At 74.0% G+C, this 24412-nt stretch carries 16 protein-coding genes; 4 read left to right on the top strand and 12 right to left on the bottom strand.

Translation table 11 applies throughout. From position 1 onward, the window contains the following. Nucleotides 1-169: 169 nt before the first annotated feature. Together KUM39_RS15530 and KUM39_RS15525 are read left to right on the top strand one after the other, a co-directional pair. The gene (locus KUM39_RS15530) at nucleotides 170-1534 is read left to right on the top strand and encodes a PspC domain-containing protein (protein ID WP_217786227.1); all 1365 of its coding nucleotides are present in this window, start codon (nucleotides 170-172) and stop codon (nucleotides 1532-1534) included. Next, nucleotides 1521-1730 carry a hypothetical protein gene (locus KUM39_RS15525; protein ID WP_217786226.1) on the top strand — a complete coding sequence of 70 codons (210 nt, stop codon included), beginning with the start codon at nucleotides 1521-1523 and terminating at the stop codon, nucleotides 1728-1730. Before KUM39_RS15530 ends, KUM39_RS15525 begins: the two co-directional genes overlap by 14 nt. A gap of 130 nt (nucleotides 1731-1860) precedes the next feature. Here KUM39_RS15525 and KUM39_RS15520 read toward each other — a convergent pair whose 3' ends face one another. From KUM39_RS15520 to KUM39_RS15510, 3 genes are all read right to left on the bottom strand, one after another. After that, nucleotides 1861-2391 (bottom strand): DoxX family protein, encoded by a 531-nt coding sequence (locus KUM39_RS15520; protein WP_217786225.1) that lies wholly within the window; start codon nucleotides 2389-2391, stop codon nucleotides 1861-1863. Nucleotides 2392-2553: 162 nt separating this feature from the next. Beyond that, the gene (locus KUM39_RS15515) at nucleotides 2554-3840 is read right to left on the bottom strand and encodes a hypothetical protein (protein WP_217786224.1); all 1287 of its coding nucleotides are present in this window, start codon (nucleotides 3838-3840) and stop codon (nucleotides 2554-2556) included. A gap of 205 nt (nucleotides 3841-4045) precedes the next feature. Then, on the bottom strand, nucleotides 4046-4840 hold the full coding sequence (locus KUM39_RS15510; RefSeq protein WP_217786223.1) for a class II aldolase/adducin family protein: 795 nt from the start codon (nucleotides 4838-4840) through the stop codon (nucleotides 4046-4048). Between the two features lie 380 nt (nucleotides 4841-5220). On the opposite strand from KUM39_RS15510, the gene KUM39_RS15505 reads away from it, so the two are divergent. After that, entirely contained in the window at nucleotides 5221-5688 is a 468-nt protein-coding gene (locus KUM39_RS15505) for a pyridoxamine 5'-phosphate oxidase family protein (RefSeq protein WP_217786222.1), read from the top strand. Between the two features lie 104 nt (nucleotides 5689-5792). On the opposite strand, the gene guaA is transcribed toward KUM39_RS15505, so the two are convergent. Further along, nucleotides 5793-7373, bottom strand: coding sequence for a glutamine-hydrolyzing GMP synthase (gene guaA, locus KUM39_RS15500; protein WP_217786221.1), 1581 nt, complete (start codon nucleotides 7371-7373; stop codon nucleotides 5793-5795). A 296-nt stretch (nucleotides 7374-7669) separates the two neighbouring features. Here guaA and KUM39_RS15495 point away from each other — a divergent pair, with 296 nt between their 5' ends. Further along, nucleotides 7670-8032, top strand: a complete 363-nt coding sequence (locus KUM39_RS15495; protein ID WP_217786220.1) for a chorismate mutase — start codon at nucleotides 7670-7672, stop codon at nucleotides 8030-8032. 741 nt (nucleotides 8033-8773) lie between these two features. Here the strand turns inward: KUM39_RS15495 and KUM39_RS15490 are convergent. From KUM39_RS15490 to KUM39_RS15455, 8 genes are all read right to left on the bottom strand, one after another. Continuing rightward, on the bottom strand, nucleotides 8774-10558 hold the full coding sequence (locus tag KUM39_RS15490; RefSeq protein ID WP_217786268.1) for a GMC family oxidoreductase: 1785 nt from the start codon (nucleotides 10556-10558) through the stop codon (nucleotides 8774-8776). A gap of 255 nt (nucleotides 10559-10813) precedes the next feature. After that, nucleotides 10814-12427, bottom strand: a complete 1614-nt coding sequence (locus tag KUM39_RS15485; RefSeq protein ID WP_217786219.1) for a succinic semialdehyde dehydrogenase — start codon at nucleotides 12425-12427, stop codon at nucleotides 10814-10816. A 126-nt stretch (nucleotides 12428-12553) separates the two neighbouring features. Continuing rightward, on the bottom strand, nucleotides 12554-13615 hold the full coding sequence (locus KUM39_RS15480; protein ID WP_217786218.1) for a serine/threonine-protein kinase: 1062 nt from the start codon (nucleotides 13613-13615) through the stop codon (nucleotides 12554-12556). 61 nt (nucleotides 13616-13676) lie between these two features. Continuing rightward, nucleotides 13677-15362 (bottom strand): serine/threonine-protein kinase, encoded by a 1686-nt coding sequence (locus KUM39_RS15475; protein ID WP_217786217.1) that lies wholly within the window; start codon nucleotides 15360-15362, stop codon nucleotides 13677-13679. Nucleotides 15363-15507: 145 nt separating this feature from the next. Then, on the bottom strand, nucleotides 15508-17343 hold the full coding sequence (locus KUM39_RS15470) for a serine/threonine-protein kinase (protein ID WP_217786216.1): 1836 nt from the start codon (nucleotides 17341-17343) through the stop codon (nucleotides 15508-15510). Nucleotides 17344-17466: 123 nt separating this feature from the next. Beyond that, nucleotides 17467-20253 carry a serine/threonine kinase C-terminal domain-containing protein gene (locus tag KUM39_RS15465; protein WP_217786215.1) on the bottom strand — a complete coding sequence of 929 codons (2787 nt, stop codon included), beginning with the start codon at nucleotides 20251-20253 and terminating at the stop codon, nucleotides 17467-17469. Nucleotides 20254-20414: 161 nt separating this feature from the next. After that, nucleotides 20415-22358 carry a serine/threonine-protein kinase gene (locus KUM39_RS15460; RefSeq protein WP_217786214.1) on the bottom strand — a complete coding sequence of 648 codons (1944 nt, stop codon included), beginning with the start codon at nucleotides 22356-22358 and terminating at the stop codon, nucleotides 20415-20417. Nucleotides 22359-22578: 220 nt separating this feature from the next. Next, entirely contained in the window at nucleotides 22579-24288 is a 1710-nt protein-coding gene (locus KUM39_RS15455) for a glycerol-3-phosphate dehydrogenase/oxidase (RefSeq protein ID WP_217786213.1), read from the bottom strand. Nucleotides 24289-24412 lie beyond the last annotated feature (124 nt).

Below are 24412 nucleotides of genomic sequence, written 5' to 3'. Positions count from 1 at the left end.
CACACGGCGGCCGGACCCTGGGCATCAGGGTTCGTCCCCGAGACACCCCTGATGTTCGCCCGGCGTGTCGGCTCGAACATCCCCCGGACCCGTCTCGGGGCGGATCTCAGGGTTCGACCAGGGTCATCCCGAATGCCGCCGGGGCTGCCGGACCGTCACCATGAGACGCATGACGGAACACGAGCGCGCCGCCGCGACAGGATCGGGGGGCACGGGCACGGCACACGGGCAACGGCCGGAGAGCGGGCCGGGCCCCGCCGACGGCCCGCGCCCGCTCCGCCGCGAGCGTCGCCACCGCATGATCGCCGGGGTGTGCGCGGGACTCGGGCGGGACACGGGCATGGACCCGGTGATCTTCCGGATCACGCTGGCCGTGCTGGCCGCGACCGGCGGCATAGGTCTCCTCTTCTATGGCTTCGCGTGGCTGTTCGTGCCGTACGAAGACGAGGAGGAGAACGAGATCCGGCGGCTGCTGACCGGCCGGGTGGACGGTCCGGCGCTGGCCGCCGTGCTGTTCGCGCTGGTCGGCTGCGGGACGTTCCTGACCATGCTGCGCAACGGCGGGGTGCTGACCTTCGCGGCGGTGCTCTCGCTGCTGCTGGCCGGGGCGGGGTACTGGTCGCGGCAGCGCGGCGCCTCGGATGCCGACCCGCTGGCCGAGCGGACGGCCGCCGACGCCCCGCCGGAGGCACAGGCACCGCCCGCCGCCGCGTACCCGTCCTGGTGGCGGGACCCGATCGTCAAGGACGGCACGCACGTCGGCGGCACCGGGTATCTGTGGGGGCCTCCGGGCGCACGGGAGCCGAGGACCTCACTGGACATCGGCATGGCCCTGCCCTGGACCCATCCGGGCGCGGCCACCCCGCCGAGTGCCCCACCGCACCGGCCGCGCGGTCCCCGCTGGACGGGGGGCTGGATCTTCCTGTTGGCGCTGGTGGCGGGAGGGCTCGGCACCGGGCTGACGTGGGACACCCGCCCGCTCGGCGTGAGTCTCCAGCTCGGACTGGCCTGCGCGCTCGGGGTGTTCGGCCTCGGTATCGCGCTCAGCTCGTGGCTGGGCCGGACCGGCGCCGGGTCGGTGTTCTGGGCGATCGTGACGGCGGCGCTGCTCACCGGGGCCTCGGTCCTGCCGCACGACATCAGCACCCAGTGGCGGGACGAGGTGTGGAGACCGGCCGCGCAGGCCGAACTCCGTCCGCACTACGACGTGGGCACCGGGCGGGGCACGCTCGACCTGAGCGGCATACGCCCCGGCGCCGGGCGGACCGTCACGACGGACGCCGAGGTGGGCGCCGGGCAGCTCAGAGTGACGGTACCGGCGGACACGAGGGTGCGGCTCCGTATCGAAGTGGGCCTGGGCGACATCCGGTTGCCCGGCGACGACTCCAGGGACGTAGACGTGAGACCGGCACAGCACCAGCGGCTGACCTTGGTCCCGGCGAAGGGCGCACCGGGCGAGCGGGACACCGGAACACTGGAGATCGCCCTGCGGGTGGGCGTCGGACAGGTGGAGGTCAGCCGTGCTGCGTCATGAGTTCCAGCCGGGCCGTCTGCTCCTCGGCCTCTGCCTGATCGCCGCCGGTGTCCTCTACGCGGGCGAGGTGGCAGGGCTATGGCGCATCCCGTGGTTCACGGCGGTCCCGCTGGTGATCGGCGGCCTGTTCCTCGCGGCGCTGGCCGCGGCGGTGAACCGGGGCGCCCGCAGACGCCGGGGCATACGGGGAAGCTGAGCCTCCCCGCACCCCGTCTCGGCACCCCGTCCCCGAGCCCCGTCCCCGCGTCCCGTCCCCGCTCCCGCCCTGCGAGCGGGCGGCCGGGCAGGCACGCGGCGGACGGTGAGCGGTATCGGCGGGGATGCGGTCAGCGGTAGCCGCCGGACCGGCGGCGGCGCCGGTTGTGCCAGACGGCGTCGAGCGAGAGGTAGGGGGTCCCGGCCAGCACCAGGGGGAGCCAGGCCATCAGATAGGCGAGGTCGTTGCCGTAGTAGTACGGAGAGGAGTTCCAGCTCACGGTCAGCCAGAGGCTGAGCGAGATGAGGGCGCCGCCGAGAGCGGCGAGCCGACCGAACAGACCGAGCAGGGTACCGATCCCGACGGCGAGTTCACCGACGGCGATGGCGCAGCCGAAGCCGACCGGGCTGTGCAGGGCCAGGTCGATCAGGGCCGGGACGGCCGAGGAGTCGCGGGCGGCGCGCATGGTGTCCCCGATGGAACCGGAGCCGCTCGCCTTCAGGAAGGAACTGTCGGTGAGCTTGTCCAGACCCGCGTAGAGGAAGGTGATGCCCAGGAAGATCCGCAGCGGAAGCAGCGCGTAGCGGGACATGGTGTCCCGCAGACCCCCGCCGTTGTTCATGTAGGACGCCGTGCTGTCCGTACGAATACCGTGCGTCATGGCTGCCAGCCGCCTCTCACTCTCCGTACTGACCCCTCACTCGACGATACGTACGACCATCGGACGGAGTTCAATCCTCTCCCGGCCGTTTTTGCGGATATCGGGTCCCGGTTCGACGGGGCCCGCACCCGGCGGAACACCCGCCCCTCGGGGCGCCGCGCCTCACTCCGCGATCTCGACCACGCACCGGTTGGTCGGCACCCCGGCCGCGGTGATGACCTGGACCTCGACCGTGCCGGGCTCCACCTCGGCCGGGACGGGGACGGTGAGGGTGGTGTCGGTGGGGTTGCGGAAGCCGCCGGGGACGGGGACGAGCGGGACCTGCACGTCCACGGCGCCGATGCGGACGACCGTCCGGGCGAGCCGGTCGGCGGTCTGGGCGCCGGGCGGGACGAACCCGGCGCCCCGGATCTCGATGTCGTCGCCGGTGCGGATGGGGCCGTCGAGGTCGCCGGGTTCGCGGGAGCGGACCACGGAGAGGACGACGGGCCGCCCGCCCTCGGCGTACTTCCCCGCCAGGTAGGTCGCCGCGGAGATCAGCACCAGCGTGGCCAGCCCCCAGGGCAGGTCGGGGAGCTGGTCGGGACGGCGGGCGAGGCGGACGGCGGCGAAGACGAGGGCGACGGCGCAGACGACGGCGTACTGGAGGTCGGTGAAGGCACCGCGGCCGGAGTCGTCGGTGAGGAGGTCGGCGGCGCGCGGCCGGTCGGCCGGGACCTTCTGCAGCCGCTGCCCGAGGACGCGCAGCCCGACCACCCGGCGGACCAGGACGGCGACCCCGCAGACGACGGCGAGGACGGTCACCATGCCCGCCCCGCGCGCGAGGTCGAGACCGGAGATCAGGGCGTCGCGCTCGGCGTGGCCGGAGGCGGCGGCGAGCCGCCCGGAGAGCAGGAGGACGGCGTAGGCGGTGACGAGGACCCAGCAGGCGGCGACGGTACGGGAGGTGGACATGCGGTTGTCCTCACCGATGACGGGCGCGAGCGCACCACCGCGTGCCCGGTGGAACCAGGAGGCGGTGGTCAGACCGGCCGCGACGAGGAGCGCGGCGAGCAGGGCGGCGGTGCGGGTGGCGTCCCAACCGGCGCCGACGGCGGTCAGCGCCTCGGCGAGCAGCAGGACGACGACGGCGCCCCACACCGCGCAGGCGGTGCGCAGCCAGAGCCGGGCGAGCCAGGACGCGCCCTCGGCCCGGCCGCGTGCGGCGACGGACTCGGCGCGCTGGGTGAGTTCGGCGGAGACCCACTGCCGGGACGCGGAGGCGGAGTGGGCGACGGCGGTGGGCAGGCCGTGTCCGGCGGCGAACTCGTCGCGGGCGCGCAGGAAGGCGGCGACCGCCCGCCGGTGGCCCTCGCGGGCGCCGTGCGGGCAGTCCCCACAGGTGCAGCCGCCGCTGTGCGTGCCGCCGGTGCCCGTCGTCACGCTCTCTCCCGCCTGCTGGACCGCCACGACCGACGCCCGCCTTCCCATGCCCCTCGGACCCGGCCGGCGTCCCGCTGTGACGGGCCGTCCTGTCGCCGTGCAACTCCCCAGTGATGACAGCGAATTGTGCCCTACGCAGGGGGGTGCGCGGCGGGCGGTCCGGGTCGGTGCGGGTGACGGTCCGGCCACGGCGTTGACTGGGTCCCGGCGGGCCGGGGCGGCCGGGCGGGGGTCAGGTCAGCAGGTCGGGTTCGCTGCGGCTGATCTCCTGCCAGCGGGGCTGGTGGTTGATCCAGGCGACGAGGTCGCCGCCAAGCTGTTCGCGGGTGGTGACGGCCTGCCGGTGCCCGATCAGCACCGGGATGCCCGCCGCCTTGGACAGCAGCTGGACCTGGCTGCAGCGTTCCAGGGAGAGGAACCACCAGGCGGCGGCGTCCACCGAGTCCCCGACGGTGAGCGCGCCGTGGTTGCGCAGCAGCAGTGCCTTGCGGGTGCCCAGCACGTCCGCGATGCGCCTGCCCTCCTCGGCATCGACGGTGACCCCGCTGTAGGCGTCGTAGAGCGCCATGTCCTCGTAGAAGGCGCAACTCTCCTGGGTGATGGGCTCGATGAGTTCACCGAGGGCGGCGAGGGCGCGGCCGTGGACGGTGTGGCAGTGCGCGACGGCGACGACGTCCGGGCGGGCGGCGTGCACCTGGGCGTGGACGGTGAAGGCGGCCTGGTTGACGTGGTGGCGTCCCTCGACGACCTGGCCGTCCGCGTTGGCGAGGACGAGGTCACCGGCGGTGACGTGCCGGAACGGCATGCCGAACGGGTTGACCCAGAAGCAGTCGCTGTACTCGGGGTCGCGGGCGGTGATGTGTCCGGACACCCCGTCCTCGAACCCGGCGTGCGCGAAGATCCGCAGCGCACCGGCCAGCCGTTCCCTGCGATGGCGCCGCTCGTCCTCGACGGAGGCGTGTGTGGGCGGCATGGCGAAGGTGAGCCGGTCCGTGGGCAGCGGCCGGGGTGGGGTCGGGCCGTGCATAGGTCCTCCAGCGGGGAAAGTTCCGTACCGCCCGGAAGTTACCGCCGGTCAGGGCGGAATGGCAGACCGCCGGGTCACCTGGTGCGGCCGGGGCCGCATCCGGGACGGGGTGACGGTCCGGGAAGGCGCCCACGGAACCCGTCGGCACACGCCGTGGAACCCGTTGGCACGCGCCCCGGAACCCCTCGGCACGCACCGTGGAACCCGTCGGCACGCGCCCCGGAACCCCTCGGCACGCATCGTGGAACCCGTCCGCACGCGCCCCGGAACCCTCGGGCACGCACCCAGGTGGTGCCGGTGGAAAACCCGCCGGGAAACGGGTGGAAAACCCGCCGGGAAATACGACAGAAGTTGTCGGGTATACCGGTGAGACTGCGGACATGAACTGGGCAGCCTTCACCTCCGCCGAACCCGATCTCGCCGCCGTGGTCGAGCAGCGTTTCGGCGCCTTCCGTCATCACGTCCTCGCCACGGTCCGCAGGGACGGCGCCCCGCGCGCCTCCGGGCTGGAGGCCGACTTCCGGGGCGGCGAACTGTGGCTCGGCATGATGCCCGGCTCGATGAAGGCCCTGGACCTGCTGCGGGACCCGAGGTTCGAGCTGCACGCCAACCCCGGGGAGGGCACGGGGATGGGCGGCGGGGACGTACGGATCGCGGGGCGGGCGGTGGAGGTGGCGGACGGGCCGGTGAAGTCGGCGTACACGGAAGAGGTGGAACCGCCGCAGCCGTTCCACCTCTTCCGCACCGAGTTGACCGAGGTCGTACGGACCACCGTCGAGGACGACGAGGTCCTCGTCGTCCAGGTCTGGCGGCCGGGAGCGCCGGTGCGCACGCTCAGGCGGAGGTGACCTCCGCGCCCGGAGAAGCCGCCGGGCCGGGGCCCGCGCCCCTGGCGGGACCGGCCGCGCGTCCGGCTGCCGGGACCGGCCGGGAGCTCGTCAGCCCCGCGGGATCACTCCCACTCGATGGTGCCCGGCGGCTTCGAGGTGACGTCGAGGACGACGCGGTTGACGTCGCGGACCTCGTTGGTGATGCGGGTGGAGATCCGGGCGAGGACGTCGTAGGGCAGCCGGGACCAGTCGGCGGTCATGGCGTCCTCGGAGGAGACCGGGCGCAGCACGATCGGGTGGCCGTAGGTGCGGCCGTCGCCCTGGACGCCGACCGAGCGGACGTCGGCGAGCAGCACCACGGGGCACTGCCAGATGTCCCGGTCGAGACCGGCGGCGGTCAGCTCCTCGCGGGCGATCGCGTCGGCGTCGCGGAGCAGGTCGAGCCGCTCCTTGGTGACCTCACCGACGATGCGGATGCCGAGGCCGGGACCGGGGAACGGCTGGCGCTGGACGATCTCCTCGGGCAGGCCCAGTTCCTGGCCGACCATCCGGACCTCGTCCTTGAACAGCTGGCGCAGGGGCTCGACGAGCTGGAACTCCAGGTCCTCGGGGAGGCCGCCGACGTTGTGGTGCGACTTGATGTTGGCGGTGCCGGTGCCGCCGCCGGACTCGACCACGTCCGGGTAGAGGGTGCCCTGGACGAGGAACTCCACGGCCGGACCGGCGTCCGCGATGATGTCCGCCTGCGCCTGCTCGAAGACGCGGATGAACTCGCGGCCGATGATCTTCCGCTTCTCCTCGGGGTCGCTGACGCCCTTGAGCGCGGTCAGGAAGCGCTCCTCGGCGTCCACGACGACCAGCTTGACGCCGGTCGCGGCCACGAAGTCCTTCTCGACCTGCTCGGTCTCGCCCTTGCGCATCAGGCCGTGATCGACGTACACGCAGGTCAGCTGGTCGCCAATGGCGCGGGCGACGAGGGCGGCGGCGACGGCGGAGTCCACGCCGCCGGACAGACCGCAGATGGCGCGCTTGTCGCCGACCTGGGCGCGGATCGCGGCGACCTGCTCCTCGATCACGTTGCCCGTGGTCCAGGTCGGGGTGAGGCCCGCGCCCCGGTAGAGGAAGTGCTCCAGGACCTGCTGGCCGTGGGTGGAGTGCATGACCTCGGGGTGGTACTGCACTCCGTAGAGCTTCTTGGCGTCGTTCTCGAAGGCGGCGACCGGGACGACGGCGGTGGACGCGGTCACGGTGAAACCCTCGGGAGCTGCGGAGCAGGCGTCGCCGTGCGACATCCACACGTGCTGCTCGTCCGGGGTGCCCTCGAAGAGGGTCGAGCCGGACTTGGAGACGGCGAGGTCGGTACGGCCGTACTCACGGGCGCCGGTGTTGTCCACGGTGCCGCCGAGGACCTCGGCCATGAGCTGGAAGCCGTAGCACATGCCGAAGACGGGGACACCGGCCTCGAACAGCGTGCGGTCGAGCCGGGGGGCGCCCTCCTCGTACACGGACGAGGGGCCTCCGGAGAGGATGATCGCCGCCGGGTTCTTGGCGAGCATCTCCGCGACCGGCATGGTGCTCGGCACGATCTCGCTGTAGACCCGCGCCTCGCGGACGCGTCGGGCGATGAGCTGGGCGTACTGCGCGCCGAAATCGACGACCAGGACGGTGTCGGGAGCGGCGGCAGCGGGAGTCGCTGATGACACGGGGTGCCTTCCGGCGGTCGGGCGGGGGTCTGTGCCTCCGAGTCTAACGGGGACCGAACGGGCGATTCGACGGCCCGGTGGCGGCCCCGTGCCATACTGGCCGCATGCTCACGCAGACGACCCGCTTCTTTACCTATGGCATCCGGCCCGCCGGTTGCCACGGTCGAGCTGCTTGAGCTGACGCCAAGCGCTTTCCCAGGCGCCCCAGGGCCGACAAGGCCCTGGGGCGTCTGTCGTGTCCGGGGCCAGGCACCGGTCCGGGGGTGTTCCACGACACCACCCCGAGGAGCCCCGAGATGACCACCACCGACGGCCGCACCCACACCAGCACCAGCACCAGCACCAGCACCAGCCTGGACCCGGCACCGACGCCGGACGCCCCCACCGCCCCGGACACCACACCCGAAGCCACCACCCCCGAAACAACCATCGCCGCCGCCCGCGACCGCATCGACGTCCTCGACGACCGCATCATCGGCCTCATCCAGGAGCGAATGGCCGTCTCCAGCGTCGTCCAGCAGACCCGCATCGCGTCCGGCGGGCGGCGCGTGCACCTGTCCCGCGAGATGGAGATCCTGGACCGCTTCCGCGCGGCCCTCGGCCGACCGGGCACCCCGCTCGCCATGACCCTGCTGGAGCTGTGCCGGGGCCGCATCTGAAGGCGACCGCGGTGGTACGCGTCCGACCGGGCACCGGAGTCGCATCTGAGTTCGGTCCCGCTCTCACCCGTACGGCGCGTGACCGCCCCGCGCACCGCTTCGTTGAGCGGGGTGTCCGTGCCAGCCAGGGGCGGGTCCGAAGAACCACGCGTGGCTCGCTGGGGCGATGAGGCGTACGGGTCGTGCCGTACTCCGTGGGACCTCGCTCCAGGTAAGTGACCGGACGGCAGGGGACAGCAGCCCGGTCACCCAAGAGAACGGTCGGCTCCGGGGACGCCCGGAGCCGACCGGCGGGACAACTGCACAGTCGAACGGTGCCGGACGGACGCCCGCGGATGCCCCGCTCATCCCGCTTCCCGCCCGACGCGCGAGCAGCCCCCCGAGTCCCCTCGCAGCTCCCGGCACACAGCCCGGCCCGTCCGCACGGGGGCCGGGAAAATCGAGAACAGGCGGCGCGACCCCCCGGCGCCGCTTCCGAGGCACCGACACCGCCCTGACCGTCGGTGCCGACGCACGAAGGGCCCCGCGGCCTCAGGTACCGCGGGGCCCTTCGCCGTACCCGCGCGGAATGTGAGCCACTTCACACGGAAAGCGCGCGGGCCGGTACAACCGTTGCGGGTCCCCACCGATCCAACCTGCTACCGGATCAAGAGACGGTAAGCGGCGGGACCTGCCTTCGGAGGGGGATGCAGGTCCTCGCGCTTTTCCACCCCCCACCCCCGCACCCGCCCCTCCTGGGACTCACCCCTCCGTCCGCACCCCCGGCACCCCCGGCACCCCCAGGAACGTCAGCCGCAACGCGCCGAACGCCTCCGCCGGGACGGCGGGCCGCAGCGGCGCGACCGGCTCCAGCCGCCGGTACGCCGCGCCGGGCGCCGGACGCGGGTCCACCTCGCCCCTGTTCGGCCAGTACGACATCGCCCGCTCGGCCTGCGCGGTGATGGTGAGGGACGGGTTGACGCCGAGGTTGGCGGAGACGGCGGCGCCGTCCACAACGGAGATGCCGGGGTGGCCGTAGAGCCGGTGGTACGGGTCGATGACGCCGGTCTCCGGGGAGTCACCGATGGGGCAGCCGCCGAGGAAGTGCGCGGTGAGCGGGGTGCCCATGAGTTCGCCGACGTTGCTGCCCGCGAAGCCGTTGATCTCGGCGGCGAGCGCGGTGGCGGCCTCGGAGGCGGCGCGGATCTGCTTCGGATTGGGGGCGCCGTGGCCCTGCCGGGCGGTGAGCAGGCCCTTTCCGACACCGTCCGGCTTCAGGTACGTGGTCAGCGAGTTGTCCAGCGACTGCATGACCAGCCCGATGATGGTCCGCTCCGACCAGCGCCGGTTGGACAGCGAGCGTGCCACCTGGACCGGATGCCGGGCCGCGTTCGCCAGCCAGCCCAGCACCCGCGACGAGCCCTCGGCGTACGGGACTTGGAGGATGGACAGCCCGCCCATCGCGTTGGAGCCCTTGCCGTAGCGGACCGGTTCGATGTGGGTGTTGGCGTCGGGGTGGACCGAGGAGGTGATGGCGACACCGCGGGTGAAGTCGGCGCGCGGCTCACCGGTGGCCCGGCGGTAACGGCGGTCGTCGGTCTGGGCGCCGACCAGGGCCTCGGAGTTGGTACGGGTGAGATCGCCCAACCGAGCCGATATGTAAGGCAGTTGGCGCCCCGCCTTCATGCGGTGCAGCAGGGTCTGAGTGCCGTACGTCCCGGCCGCGACGACGACCCGGCGGGCGGTGAACAGCCTTCCCCCATCGGCCGGTTGGCCCCTGTTGGCCTTGCGCCTGCGGCCTCGCCGCCCGTCCGTCGGACGGGTCCGCACCGCGTACCCGCCGCGTGAGTCGTCCGTGACGGACACGACGGTGGTCATCGGATGCACCTCGGCGCCCGCCTTCTCCGCGAGGTACAGGTAGTTCTCGTTGAGGGTGTTCTTCGCGCCGTGGCGGCAGCCGGTCATGCACTCGCCGCACTCGACGCAGGCGCGCCGCGCCGGGCCCGCGCCGCCGAAGTAGGGGTCGGCGGTCTCGTCGCCGGGCCGGGCACGGGCGGAGCCGTCGGCGTCCTCGCCGTCGCCGAAGAAGACGCCGACCGGTGCGAGATGGAAGGTGTCACCGACCCCCATCCGCTCGGCAGCCGCCTTCAGATGCGTGTCGGAGGGGGTCGTGGTGGGGTTGAGCCGCACTCCGAGCATCCGCCGCGCCTGGTCGTAGTACGGACTCAACTCGTCCTGCCAGTCGGTGATTCCGCGCCACTGGGGGTCCTCGAAGAAGGCTTTCGGCGGTACGTAGAGCGTGTTGGCGTAGTTGAGGGAGCCGCCGCCGACACCCGCTCCGGCCAGCACCATGACGTTGCCCAGCAGATGGATGCGCTGGAGGCCGAACATGCCGAGCCGGGGCGCCCAGAGGTAGTTGCGCAGGTCCCAGGAGTTCTTCGGAAGGGTCGCGCGGGTGAAGCGGCGACCGGCCTCCAGCACCCCGACCGTGTAGCCCTTCTCGGTGAGGCGCAGCGCGGACACCGAGCCGCCGAACCCCGAGCCGATGACGAGTACGTCGTAGTCATAGGCGTGACCGCGGTCGGAGGCGTGGGCTTGGGCACCGCCGGACGCGCGGTCGGACGCGCGGCCGGAGGCGTCGTCGTGGGCGCCACCGGACGCACGGTCGGAGGCGTGGTCGGGCTCGGGCACGGTGTTCTCCTCGTCGAGTGACGCGTGCGGAGGTACGCGATCAGGGGACCGTCAGGGGCTGCCAGGCACCGCGCGAGACCGCCGGAGGCCGCCCGAGACCGCCGGGGGCCATCAGCCGAGGCGGAACGCCTTCATCAGCCGCAGGCTCCGGGACATGAACGCGGCGTACTTCTCGTCGTCCATGCCGAGCGACGGCGCCATCGGCAGCAGCCGCTGCCGGGCGACGGTCTGCGCCTCGGTGTACTTGAGGATGCCCTCGGAGCCGTGGCGGCGGCCGAGGCCGGAGTCCTTCATGCCGCCCATCGGGGACCGCACGCTGCCGTAGGCGGGCGCATACCCCTCGTTGATGTTGACGGTGCCGGTGCGCAGCCGGGCGGCGATCGCCAGACCCCGGCGCGGACTCGCCGTCCACACCGAGGCGTTGAGCCCGTACGGCGTGGCGTTGGCGCGCTCCACCGCCTCATCGTCGTCGGTGAAGCGGTAGACGGAGACGACCGGACCGAAGGTCTCCTCCTCGCAGACGGTCATGGAGGGTTCGACGCCGTCGAGGATGGTCGGCTCGAAGAAGTACGGGCCGATGTCGGGCCGGGCGACGCCACCCGCGACGACCGTCGCGCCCTTGGCGACGGCCTCGTCCACGTGCCGGGTCACGGTCTCCAACTGCCGCTCCCCCACCAGCGATCCCATGTCGGCGCCGTAGGCGAGCGAGGTGCCGAGCCGCAGGGCGCGGGTGCGTGCGGCGAACCGGTCGAGGAAGGCGTCCGCGACGGAGGCGTGGACGTACAACCGCTCGATGGAGACGCACAGTTGACCGGCCGAGGAGAAGCAGGCACGGACCGCTCCGGCGGCGGCCTTCTCCACGTCGGCGTCGTCCAGCACCAACATGGCGTTCTTGCCGCCGAGTTCGAGGGAGACGCCGACCAGCCGGGCGGCGGCGCCACGGGCGACCTCGCGGCCGGTACGGGTGGAGCCGGTGAAGGAGACGTAGTCGGCGTGCCGGACGACCTCCGGGCCGATCACCGGGCCCTCGCCCAGCACGATCTGGAGGGCGCCCTCGGGCAGCCCCGCCTCGACCAGCAGGTCACGGGCCCACAGCGCGGTCAGGCAGGTTTCGGTGTCGGGCTTCATGACCACCGCGTTGCCCGCGGCGAGCGCGGGCAGCGCGTCCCCGACGGACAGCTCCAGCGGGTAGTTCCAGGGGGCGATCTGGCCGACGACCCCGCGCGGGTGCCGCAGCTCGGTCACCTTGGTGAGGGTCGGCACGGCACCGGTGTGCCGCCGGGGGCGCAGCAGGGCCGGAGCCTTGCGGCCGTAGTGCCGGGCGGCGACGGCGACGGCCTGCACCTCCTCGTGCGCGTGCAGCCGCGCCTTGCCGGTCTCCAGCTGTACGAGGTCCAGCACCTCGGCCTGCCGTTCCAGCAGCAGGTCGTGGAAGCGGAGCAGCACGGCCGCGCGCCGGGCCACCGGCACCCGCTCCCACACCGCCTGCGCGGCCCGCGCCACCTCGAACGCCCGCGCCACGTCCTCGGGCGTGGACTCGGGCAGGTCGGCGAGCTTCGCGCCGGTGAACGGGGTGTGGCTGGCGGTACGACCCGATCCGACGACCCCCTTCACCAGCAGGGCCACCAGTTCCGGGGTGACCACGTCGGCGGCGGTGCGGGCGCCCTCGGGGGCGGGTGCCACGGGGTTGGTACCGGTGCTGTCCACAGCCTGCGTGTCCGTCATGAGCCGCAGGGTATGCCCCGGCCGGAGCTTTGGGTACCCGTCGGTAACGCGGTTTCACCGGGCGGTCACATCACGCCAGCGATCACTGGCAGGAAACGTGCTGATCAGCGCGGTCACGGGTTCCGGTCACTCGGCTCCGGGTCTTCTGGCAAGCAGCAGGGCCAGGGTGGAGAGGGGGGTACGGCGAGACGGCTGGGCCGTCTGCGGTACGGCGTCCGGCACCGGGTCCGTCAGCACGGCACCCGGCGCCGGGGCACCGGGAACCGGATCGGGACCGGGACCGCTACTCGGACCAGGACCAGGACCGGGACCGGAACCGGAGCCGGCGTGAGCAACAGCGCCGACGCCCGCCACCGCCTCCGCACCCGCACCCGCACCCGCACCCGCACCCGCACCGACATCCACCGCAGCCCCCGCGCCCTCGGCGCCCGCACCCTCGACAGCCTCCGCCCCCGCGCACTCCGCCAGCGCCGCCGCGACCTGCTCCGCGTCCGGGCGGGCCTCCGGGGCGGGCGCGTGCAGCCGCGCCAGCAGTGGACCGAGCGGACCGGGGTCGCCGCCCTCGACGGCGGCGGTGAGCAGCGCGCCCAGGGACCACAGGTCGGAGGCGGGCCCGGCGCCCCGCCCGGCGGCGTGCTCGGGGGCGACGAACCCGGCGGGTGCCTCGTCGGTGTGGCCGTCCCCGATGCCGAAGTCGGTGACGACGACCCGGCCGGTGCCCGCCTCGACCAGCACGTTGGCGGGCTTGATGTCCCGGTGCACGATGCCCACGGCGTGCGCGGCGCGCAGGGCGCCCAGGACGGCGAGCCCGATCCGGGCGGCCTCGGCGGGGTCGAGCGGGCCGCGCCGCAGGGTCTCCCGCAGCGACTCGCCGCGCACCAGCTCCATCACGATCCACGGCATCCCGTCGGCCTCGGTGACCACGTCGAGCGGGGTGACCGCCGAGGGGTGCCGGACCCGGCTCGCGGTGCGCGCCTCCCGCCAGACGCGGTGCGCGCTGCGGCGGCTCTCCTCGTCGTCGGCCGGGTCACCGGGCAGGTCCGGCTCCTTGACGGCGACCTCCCGCCCCTCCTGCTCGTCCCGCGCCCGCCACACCGTCCCGGAGGGACCGGCGCCGAGCCGTTCGAGGAGCCGATAGCGCCCGCCGATCACCGGTGCGTCGGGCGGGTGTCCGCCGTCTCGATTCATGGCACATGAGTACCCCGCGCACCGTCCGCTTGTCGAAGCGCGGACCTCAACTGTCTTTCGGTCAGCTTGATTTGGGCACGAAGGTGTCGAGTGCCGTGTCGAAGTACCGCTTCGCCTCGGCCCCTCTGCCGACCGGCGCCGACACCCACACGTCGTACATCCGGCCGCTCTGCTCCCAGCAGGTGTCGTAGGTGTGGCGCGGGCCCTCCGTCCTCGTGTAGCCGTTCCAGGTGAACTCCCAGGAGGCGGCGGGCAGTCCGGCGTGGACGGACTCGACGAGGGTGGTATCGCGGTAACCGGGGTTCGTACGGCTGCCTTCGGCGGATGCCTTGCTCAACACCTGCTCGGGACCGCCCGGTTGGGGAGCGGAGACCTTGATGCCGAGCCGGAAGGTCTGGCCGGGCGAGAGGTAGAAGACGCGCTCGCCCTGGAGATCGCGGCTGAAGTCCTCCGGCACGGCGAGGGAGAACCCGGCCGGGTCGTGCGCCGTCCGGTATCCGGCGGGGGCGGCGGACACCGAAGTACCGTGCGGATCGGCTGACTTGGCCGAGGCCGAGGAACCGGACGCACCGGACGGGTCCGCCGACCGGCCCGACACCGCCGAGGACGGTGTACCGGCGGACCCCGCACCTCCACCAGTCCCGGTACCGCTCCCGGTGCTGCTCCCGCCGCCGCTCCCGCCGTCCGCCCGGTCCGCCAGCAGCGCCGCCGACACGCCCGCCCCGACGACGGCCGCGGCCAGCACCGCGGCGATCAGCACGCCGCGTGGCCGCCGCCCCGCGCCCGGCGTGCCGGTACGGCGCCGGGGCACATCGGTCTCGGTGGGCGACCAGTCCGTCCAGGAACCCCGCCGGGCGGCGGGCGTCCGCCGGGGCGCGCGGCCCGGCTCGGTGACCGCCGCCGCCCGCGGGGTCCGGCCGGTCTCCAGGAAGGCCCGCAGCATCCGCGCGGCCTCGGGCGCGCCGAGCCGCCGCCCGGGGTCCCGCTCCAGGAGTCCCCGTACGACGGGCAGCAGCGGGCCCGCCTGCTCGGGCAGGCGGATCTCGGCGGCGACGACGGCGTGCCAGACGCCGCCCATCGAGTCGCGCCGGAACGGGGATTCCCCGCTGAGCACCGCGCAGAGCAGCACCCCGACCGACCACAGGTCCGACTCCGGGCCGGTGGTGCCGCCGGACATCCGCTCCGGCGCGGTGTATTCGGGCGAGCCGACGAAGGCGCCGGTCTCGGTGAGCGTGGTGGTGCCCGCCAGCCGGGCGATGCCGAAGTCGGTGAGGACCACGCGCCCGGTGCCGGACTCGATCAGCACGTTCGCCGGTTTCACGTCCCGGTGCAGCACCCCGGCCGCGTGGGCGGTGCCGAGCGCGGCGAGCAGGTCCACGCCGATCCGGGCGGCCTCGGCCGCGTCCACGGGACCGTCGGCGGCGATCCGGTCGGCGAGCGAGCCGCCGTCGATCAACTCCATGACCAGATAGGGGCGTTCGTCCTGCTCGACCACGTCGTGCACGACCACGATGTGCGGGTGGCGGAGCTGTGCGACCGCCCGTGCCTCCCGGAAGGTGCGCTCCCGGCGGCGGGCGGCCTCCTCGTCCGGAAGGTCGTCGTCGCCCGCGAGTTCCTTCACCGCGACCTGGCGGCCCAGGAGTTGGTCGTCGGCCCGCCACACGACGCCCATACCGCCGCGTCCGACCCGCGCGCGCAGCCGGTAGCGGCCCGCGATCACCCGGCCGTCGTCCCCCTCGGCTCCCATGCGCCCCATCATCCCCCACCCGAACGGCCCTTCCGGGGGCACTCCTCGGCCAACCGGAGCCGAGGCCGAGTGGCACCGGGACCGAGCGGATCCGAGGCCGAGCGGAGCCGGGACGCGCCCCATCCTGGCCTCAACTCCCGCTCTACTAGGCCGAGTCGGGCCGCCACCCCTGAAGCACCGACTTGAAGTCCTTCTCCGCCTGGGGCCAGTCGGCGACGGGCGCGGACATGTAGAGCGCGTACTCGGTGCCGTCACGCGAGGAGTAGGTCTCCTCGACGGCGCGCCGGGGTCCGGGTCCGGCGCTCTGCTTGGGCAGCGCGGTCCAGGTGTATCCCCACAGCGAGCCGGGGCGGTCCCGGTAGGTGTTCCTGCGCAGTTCGACGCGCCGGTAGTCCACGAGTCGGCCGGAGAGCTGCTGGTCCAGGTCCTGCTGGTGCTCGTAGGCGTCGGAGAAGTCCGGCGAGGTGTCGATGGAGACGCGCACGAAGTGGACCCCGTCGTCGGGGGTGTAGTCGATCTGCTTGAGGTGACCGCTCGTGTCGCCGAACGGTTTCCGCTTCCAGCCCTTCGGCAGCGAGAGGCTGAACCCCAGCGGATCGTCCTGCCGTTCCCACCCGGCCGGTGTCCCGTCCTCGCCGGGTCCGGTGGACGTGGTGGCGGACCCGCCGCCCGAGGTGCCGGGTGCCGGGGAGACGTCGCCGCGCGAACGGCCCGTCTCGGCACGCGTGTTCCACTGCTGGGCGGCGACGGCGCCGAGCCCGCCGACGACCGCCGCGACGGCGACGACGAGCGCGAGCGTCCGCAGCCGCCGGGGCCGCCCCGCGACGGCGGCACGCCCGGTGACCCCGACCCCGCTGCCTCCCGTCCCGCTCGCGCCGCGCCCGCGCGCGTCCGGCCCGGTCCCGTACGACGCCCCGGCTGTGTTCCCGGTCCCGTACGACGCCCCGGCCGTGCTCCCGGTCCCGTACACCGCACCCGGCCCGCTCCCCGTCCCGCACCCCCCGGAGGCATGGCTTCCGCTGCCGTACGGAGTGGTGGTGTGCCCCCCGCTCCCGGTGCCGTACGCCCCCGTGCCCGACGGGTACGCGCCGGAGGGGTACCCGGTGCCCGGCAGCCCCGGCACGCCCGACCCCTGGGTCGGCACGAACGCCTGGGCGGAGCCGGGACGGCGTCCCTCGGCGGCCTCGGCGAGCATCTGCTCGGCCTCCTCCGCGACCGGCCGCCGCTCGGGTTCCTTGCGGAGCAGGGCGGCGATGACGGGGGTGAGCGCCTCGGCGTGGCGGGGTTCGGCGGCGTCCTCCTCGACGACCGCCTGCATGGTGGTCAGCGGGGAGGTGCGGCGGAACGGCGAACGGCCCTCGACCGCCGTGTAGAGGGTGGCGCCGAGCGCCCACAGGTCGGCGGCGGGGCCGGGGTCGTGGCCGCGCACCCGCTCGGGGGCGAGGTAATCGACGGAGCCGACGACCTCGCCGGTGCGGGTGATGGTGGAGTCGCCCTCGATCTGGGCGATGCCGAAGTCGGTGAGCAGCACCCGCCCGTCGCGGCCGAGCAGGACGTTGCCGGGTTTCACGTCCCGGTGCAGGACCCCGGCGGCATGCGCGGCGCGCAGCGCGCGCAGCACCCACAGGCCGATCCGGGCCGCCTCGCGCGGCTCGATCCGGCCGTGTTCCCTGACCGCGTCGGCCAGCGAGCTGCCCTCGACCAGTTCCATCACGATCCACGGACGGCCGTCGTGTTCGAGGACGTCGTGCACGGTGACCACGGCCGAGTGGTTGATCCGCGCGGCGGCGCGGGCCTCGGCACGGGTCCGGGCGAGCAGGATCGCCCGGTCGCTCTCGGCTACGTACAGCGCGGCGGTCAGCTCCTTGACCGCGACCGCCCGGTGCAGCACCTCGTCGTGCGCGCGCCACACCCGGCCCATGCCACCGCTGCCGATGGAATCGACGAGCCGGTAGCGGCCCGCTATGAGCTGGCCCTGCATCTGATTCACGTTGCCCCGCAATGCTCTTGACTGGGTCAGAGTAGAGACCGGTCCGGGCCCGCGGAACCGGCGGGGGTGCAAGGTGACAGTCCTGTGACGCTCTCCGCGTGAGCCGGTCGTGCCTCAGCCGGTGAACCGGTAGCTGGAGGTGGCCTGTTCGTACAGCCGCGTGATCTCGTCCCGCTCCGCCTCGGGGCCCCGGACCTGGACGACGTGGTAACGCCCGTTCAGCAGCAGGGCCATGTTGCGCACGTACAGGTCACGGCCGAGCCCGTCGGTCCAGGTGAACTGCCCCTCGGCCATGACCCGTCCGCCCACCTCGGTGGTACGCAGCCCGGTGGCCGTGGCCCAACTCGTGTCCCGGTACGGCTGGAGTTCGCGTTCCCTGTCGCGCTGATAGGCCATCGGGTCGCCGCCCCCGGCCGACGCGCTGTCCCGGCCGGGTACGACGATCAGCTCGAAGTTGCCGTGGGAGTAGACCACTTGGCCACTGCCGTTCTTCGGCGCGCGGTCCCACCCATTGGCAACGGCGATCCGGAAACCGGCCGGGTCCGTGCGGAGCGTGAAGCCGTCGGCGGCCTTCGAGCCGCCGTCGGTCCCGGTTCCGTTGCCGTCGGCGGGTGTGGAGGCGTCCTTCGACGGGGCTCCGCCGCTGTCCGCCGACCGCCCCGAGGAGGGTGCCGTGGTCGCGGACGGCGTGGCACTCGTGGCGGGCGGCGCGGCGCCGGTGCTCCCGCCGTCCTCGCCCTGCCGGGGCATGAAGAGCACGGCGTACGCGACCGCGCCCGCCAGCAGCAGGAAGATCAGCACAAGCAGCAGGCGGCCGAGGCGGCGCGGCGAGCCCGGCTCCTCCACGGCGCGCTTGTGCCGGGCGGGCACGCCCGCGCGGCGGCGGCGCACCAGCTCGCCCCGGCGCCGGATGATCGGCAGCCGCTTGGGGTCGGCGGGCGGCACCGGCACCACGTGCACCCCGGCGTCCGGTTCGGGCGCGGACCGCACCAACGACCGCAGCCAGCCGTTCAGTTCCTCCACGTCCGGCCGCTCGGTGGGGTCCTGGCGCAGCAGCGACTCCACGACCGGGCGCAGCGCCCCGCACTCCTCGGCGAACGCGGGCGGCTCGGCGCAGACCAGCTGGACGAGTTCGGCGGTGGAGTCCTCCGGGTAGGGCGCGTGGCCCTGCACGGCACGGAAGAGGAGCGCGCCGAGCGCCCACAGGTCGGTGGCCGGGCCGACGGGGGCGGCGAGCTGCCAGTTCTCGTGCACGGACCCGGCCTGCTCGGGCGCCCAGCGCTCGGTGACCGGTCCGACGACCGTCATCCGCACCTGCCGCGCCCGCTCGGCGGCGAGCGCGCTGCCGGGACCGCGCCGCCCGGCCGGACGCTCGTCCCACCGGGGCGCTCCGGGCTGCGTGGGCGGCAGGGGCTGCGCGGGCGCTCCGGGCTGCGCGGGCAGCGCGGGTCCGGCACCGGCCCGCCGGTCCCGGCCGGGCAGGCCCGCGCCGCGCTGGTCGGGCAGGGACGGGCCGGACGCGGTGCCGTACGGCGGGACGGGCGTCGGCGCGGTGCCGCCGGAGGGCCACGGGGCGCCGTAGGGGTCGTCGGGACCCGGTGTCCGGCCGGGCAGCGGCAGGCGCGCGGTGCCGCCCGCGAGGGCGGAGGGACGCTGGTCGCCGGGTGCCGAACCGGGCGGTGCACCGGGTGAACCGGCGCCGCCCCGGCCGCCGTCGCGCGGTGAAGCGCCGTGCCAGGGGGCGCCGTTCACCCCGTAGGGGTCCGCGACCCGGCCGGGCCCGTCGTCGTACGGCCCCGCCCCGTTCCCGGCGCCCTCGGGACCGGCGGGGCCCCCTTCGGGTGTGCGGGCTCCGGGCAGCGCGGCCCGCTCGCCCTGCCGGGTCTCCTGCACCCGGGCGGCGGCCTGGGCGCCCGCGCGGTACGCGGCGATGGCACCGGCGCGCGCGGCCCGGATGTCGTTGCCGCTGGCGGGCACGGCGCGCGGGCCCGGCGTCCCGGGCACGGCGGGGCGGGCGGGCGCGGGTTCGGCGGCGGGGGCGGGCAGCCCCCCGGCGGCCCGCGCCTGGATGGCGGCCCGCCGCGCGGCCTCGGGGTCGCCGGACGCCGGAGCGGCGGGACCGGGCACGGCGGGCGGACCCGCGGCGGCGGGGGGCCCGGAGACGCCGGGCGGCACCGGGACACCGCGCTGCCGCACCGCGATGTGGTCCCCGTACATCCCCTGTCCGGCCGGGCCCCGGGCGCCGGTGTCCGCCCCGGGTCCGGCCGCCTCGGCCCGCTCGTGGCCCGGCACCGGGTCGTACCCGCACAGCGCCTCCTCGGCGGCGCCGACCGCGAGCCCGGTCAGCATCACGCGGCCGTCGTCGCAGACGAGGACCGTGCGGGAGGTGATGTTGCGGTGCACCCAGCCGTGGGCGTGCAGCACGCGCAGCGCCATCAGCACGTCGGAGGCGACCTCGGCGGCGCGGTACGGGTTCAGCGTCTCCCCGGCGAGCAGCGCGGACAGTGGCCGTCCCGCGACCGCCTCGCTGACGATCCACAGCGAGCCGCCCTCGGCGAACACGTCGAAGACCTGGTCGAGCCGGGGATGGTCCGGGATGCGGGCCGCCGCCTGGGCTGCCTCCACGGCGCGCCGCACGGCGGGGTCGGAGGGCGTGCGGGTGGCGCCGCGCGCCCCGGACGCGCGCCGTGCGCCGCTCTCACGGGCGGTGAACCCCTCGGGCAGCCCCTCGGCGTCGAGCACCTCGGCCTCGACCACCTCGGGCAGCGGCACCTGACGCACCAGCACTTCCTGGCCGCTGTAGGTGTCGAAGGCGCGGGTGTCGGTGAGTTCGTACTCGTCGGAGGGCGGCAACGGCAGGCGATAGCGGTCGGCCAGTACCCGGCCCGCGTAGTCCTCCACGTTCCCTCCCCCGGCTGACGCCCGCCCACATCGGTTCCGTACGGGCCAGTACCCCGACACCACCGGCTGCATACGGTCCGCAACCCATCACGATACGTGCCAGAGGCAACCCGCACCGAAGGGATGACCGATTCCCGCGAACCGAAACGGGCTCGGCGGGGTCACGACTTGGGCGCGAACGACTCCGTGAGTGTCCGGAAGGTGTCCTCGCGCAGGGAGCTGTCCCAGTTCGCGGCCTTCGCGGTGTACATCAGTCCGTACCCCAGGTGTCCGTTGACGACGAAGCCCCGGTCGATCGTGCGGTACCCGGTGCCGTCGGCGGTGTAGGTGAACTCCCAGTCGGCCGTGTTCCAGCCGCGGTAGTCCACCTTCTCTATGTGGACGCGGTGGTACTGCGAGCGCACCATGTAGCGCTCCTGGCTCTGCCAGTCCGCGACCGGGTCGCTCTTGGGCGTGGTGGTCCAGCCGATGAGCAGCTTCTGTCCGTCGGGGCCGGTGTAACGGTCCCCGGCGGCGCCGGAAGAGGTGAACCTCCAGCCCTTGGGCAGTCCGATCGCGTACCCCTGGGCCGCCTTGCGGGTGGTGACGGCGGGGGCGCTGCCGCTCTTGGAGCCGGAGTCGTCGGAGCCCCGGTCGTCGTCGGAGCCCTTCCCCTTGCCGGAGTTGTCGTCGTCCGAGCCCTTGTCGTCACCCTCGGAGGACGGGGTGCCCCGGCTCGCGGACGCCGACGCGCTCCCGTCGGTCCCGGCACCGCCGCCGTCACCGCCCGCGCCGGTGGGGTTCTGCTCGGTGGCCGCCCCGGTCGTCGAACGGCCGTCCGCGCCCTGCCCGTTGCTCTTCTCGCCGCCACCGCCGAGCACGAGGGCGAGGACGATCCCGGCCACCACGAGGACGGCCACCACGGCGGCGATCACCAGCGTCCGCCGGGACACCACATCGGTGATCGACGCCTTCGGCGCGGACCGCACCGGCAGGTCCAGGTCCGGCGGCGGTACGACGGGCCAGCCCGAACTGGGCTTGGGCGCACCGGAGTCGGGCGAAACGGCGGTCCGCGCGTCCCCGGAACCAGAACCTGAGCCCGAGCCGGAACCCCCCGAGGTACCGGCCGCCGCGGCAGCACCCGCCGCCCCCGCACCGGCCCCCTCGGCGACCGGGCGCGACGCGCCGCCGCGCCGGTTCTCCAGGGCGTCGGGCTGGGCCGGGAGCGGCACCACCCGCGTGGCCTCCATCGACTGCGGCTCGCGGGTGTGCAGCACCACGTTGAGCATGGCGCGGGCCCCGGCGTCGTCCAGGCGTCGGTCGGCGTCCTTGGTGAGCAGCCCGTGGATGACGTCCCGCAGCGGCCCGGCGTTCCTGGGCTCCTCCAGCGGCTCGGTCATCACGGCGGTCAGCGTGGCGATGGCCGACCCCTTGTCGTACGGCGGCGCGCCCTCCACCGCCGCGTACAGCAGGCCGCCCAGCGACCACAGGTCGGCGGCGGGGCCGGGCTTGTGCCCGCGCGCCCGCTCCGGGGAGATGTACGAGGGGGCGCCAACGAGCATGCCGGTGGAGGTGATGGACGGGTCGCCCTCGACCTGCGCGATGCCGAAGTCGGTGAGCACCACCCGGCCGTCCTCGGAGATCAGCACGTTGGACGGCTTCACGTCCCGGTGCAGGATGCCCTGGCGGTGCGCGGAGCGCAGCACGTCCAGCACGGCGAGACCGACCTCGGCGGCGCGCCGGGGCGTGAGGACGCCGTCCTCGCGGATGACCTCGGCGAGGGACTTGCCCTCGACCAGTTCCATCACGATCCACGGCCGGTCGTCCTCGTCCACCACGTCGAAGACCGTGACCGCGCTGTTGTTGCGGATCCGGGCGATCGCCTTGGCCTCGCGCAGGGTGCGCGTGATCAGGCGCCGCTTCTCCTCGTCGTCGATGCTGGTCGGGAACCTCAGTTCCTTGACCGCGACCGTCCGGCCGAGGGTCTCGTCCTCGGCACGCCAGACGGTGCCCATGCCGCCCCGCCCCAGTACGTCCCCCAGCCGGTACCGGCCGCCGAGAAGACGCTCGCTCTTGTCCTGACGAGTCTCCTGACGGGAAGTGCCCGTCCGCTCCGTCTCCGACATGCGTCCCCTCATGCAACCCGCCCTGACAGAGCCTTCATTGTCCCTCACCCGACAAGTGGTCAGCGCCCAGGGTGGCCCTGTCCGAGGGGTGGACACACCGTGCCGGGCTCCCCCGCCGGCCCGTCGTTCCGCAGGCCGGAGGGAGACCGTGAACCCTTCGGGCACTTCCCCCGAAACCGCCGCCGGGGCGCCCCTCCGCACCCCCTGGTCCCGGCTCGGATCAGCTCAGCGGCACGATGTCCGGCGCCCCCAGACGTGCCGCGTCCGCCGTCAGGTCGTCGGGCTGGCGCTGCGACTCGCGCTCGGCCTCGACCCGCTTCTCGTAGTGCTCGACCTCGCGCTCGATCTGGTCCTTGTCCCAGCCGAGCACCGGCGCCATCAGCGCCGCCGCCTCACGGGCGCTGCGGGTGCCCCGGTCGAAGGTCTCGATGGAGATGCGGGTACGGCGCGTGAGCACGTCGTCCAGGTGCCGGGCGCCCTCGTGCGAGGCGGCGTAGACGACCTCGGCGCGCAGATAGTCGTCGGCGGCGGCCAGCGGCTCGCCCAGCGAGGGATCGGCGACGATCAGCCCCAGCACCTCGTCGGCCATCGAGCCGTACCGGTTGAGCAGGTGCTCGACGCGGACCACGTGCAGTCCGGCGCGGGCGGCGATCCGGGCCCGCGCGTTCCACATCGCGGAATACCCCTCGGCGCCGAGCAGCGGGACCTCCTCGGTGACACAGTCCGCGACGCGGGTGTCCAGCCCGTGCACCGCCTCGTCCACCGCGTCCTTGGCCATGACCCGGTACGTCGTGTACTTGCCGCCCGCCACGACCACCAGCCCCGGCGCCGGATGCGCCACGGTGTGCTCGCGGGACAGCTTGCTGGTCGCCTCCGACTCACCGGCCAGCAGCGGGCGGAGCCCGGCGTACACGCCCTCCACGTCGTCCCGGCCGAGCGGCACCGAGAGCACGGCGTTCACATGCTCCAGCAGATAGTCGATGTCGGTGCTGGAGGCCGCCGGGTGCGCCTTGTCGAGGTCCCAGTCGGTGTCAGTGGTGCCGATGATCCAGTGCCGTCCCCAGGGGATGACGAACAGCACGGACTTCTCGGTGCGCAGGATCAGCCCGGTGCTGGAGTGGATGCGGTCCTTCGGGACGACCAGGTGGATGCCCTTGGCCGCGCGGACGTGGAACTGGCCGCGCTCGCCGACCATGCCCTGGGTGTCGTCGGTCCAGACCCCGGTGGCGTTGACGACCTGCTTGGCCCGGATCTCGTACTCCCCGCCGCCCTCGACGTCCTGGACGCGGGCGCCGACGACCCGCTCGCCCTCGCGCAGGAAGCCGGTGACCCGCGCCCGGTTGGCGGCGTGCGCGCCGTAGGAGACGGCCGTGCGCACCAGGGTGGCCACGAAGCGGGCGTCGTCCATCTGCGCGTCGTAGTACTGGAGGGCGCCGACCAGGGCGTCCTTCTTCAGGCAGGGAGCCACGCGCAGCGCGTGCCGCCGGGTCAGATGGCGGTGGCCGGGCAGCCCCCGGCCGTGTCCGCGCGCCATCGACATCGCGTCGTACAGCGCGACGCCCGAGCCCGCGTACAGCCGCTCCCAGCCCTTGTGCTGCAACGGGTAGAGGAACGGCACCGGCTTCACCAGGTGCGGGGCGAGCCGCTCCAGCAGCAGGCCGCGCTCCTTCAACGCCTCGCGGACCAGGGCGAAGTCGAGCATCTCCAGGTAGCGCAGCCCGCCGTGGATGAGCTTGCTGGACCGGCTGGAGGTGCCGGACGCCCAGTCGCGGGCCTCGACCAGACCGGTGGACAGACCGCGGGTGACCGCGTCGAGCGCGGTGCCCGCGCCGACCACCCCGCCGCCGATCACCAGCACGTCGAGTTCGCGCTCCGCCATCGCCGCCAGTGCCTCGGCCCGCTGCGCCGGGCCCAGAGTCGCCGTCCTCACCGCTGCCTCCCGCATGTCGCACACCGTCCGGGACGGCCGCACCCGCAGATACGGCTCCCGGTTCACCCCCTGCTCATGCCCAAATTCTGACCGGACTGTCCGACTTCGGCCACCACGGGCCCTC

The organism is Streptomyces corallincola, from assembly GCF_019104725.1.
GTDB lineage: Bacteria > Actinomycetota > Actinomycetes > Streptomycetales > Streptomycetaceae > Streptomyces > Streptomyces corallincola.
Note: the sequence above shows the minus strand (reverse complement) of the source record. Positions and strands in the feature narration are given on the sequence as shown.

What these genes read in the sequence shown, in the direction of transcription:
- KUM39_RS15475 (WP_217786217.1), bottom strand. Translation starts at nt 15,362, where the DNA reads ATGGGAGCCGAGGGGGACGACGGCCGGGTGATCGCGGGCCGCTACCGG.
- KUM39_RS15470 (WP_217786216.1), bottom strand. Translation starts at nt 17,343, where the DNA reads ATGCAGGGCCAGCTCATAGCGGGCCGCTACCGGCTCGTCGATTCCATC.
- KUM39_RS15460 (WP_217786214.1), bottom strand. Translation starts at nt 22,358, where the DNA reads ATGTCGGAGACGGAGCGGACGGGCACTTCCCGTCAGGAGACTCGTCAG.
- KUM39_RS15495 (WP_217786220.1), top strand. Translation starts at nt 7,670, where the DNA reads ATGACCACCACCGACGGCCGCACCCACACCAGCACCAGCACCAGCACC.
- KUM39_RS15530 (WP_217786227.1), top strand. Translation starts at nt 170, where the DNA reads ATGACGGAACACGAGCGCGCCGCCGCGACAGGATCGGGGGGCACGGGC.
- KUM39_RS15480 (WP_217786218.1), bottom strand. Translation starts at nt 13,615, where the DNA reads ATGAATCGAGACGGCGGACACCCGCCCGACGCACCGGTGATCGGCGGG.
- KUM39_RS15510 (WP_217786223.1), bottom strand. Translation starts at nt 4,840, where the DNA reads ATGCACGGCCCGACCCCACCCCGGCCGCTGCCCACGGACCGGCTCACC.
- KUM39_RS15505 (WP_217786222.1), top strand. Translation starts at nt 5,221, where the DNA reads ATGAACTGGGCAGCCTTCACCTCCGCCGAACCCGATCTCGCCGCCGTG.
- KUM39_RS15520 (WP_217786225.1), bottom strand. Translation starts at nt 2,391, where the DNA reads ATGACGCACGGTATTCGTACGGACAGCACGGCGTCCTACATGAACAAC.
- KUM39_RS15485 (WP_217786219.1), bottom strand. Translation starts at nt 12,427, where the DNA reads ATGACGGACACGCAGGCTGTGGACAGCACCGGTACCAACCCCGTGGCA.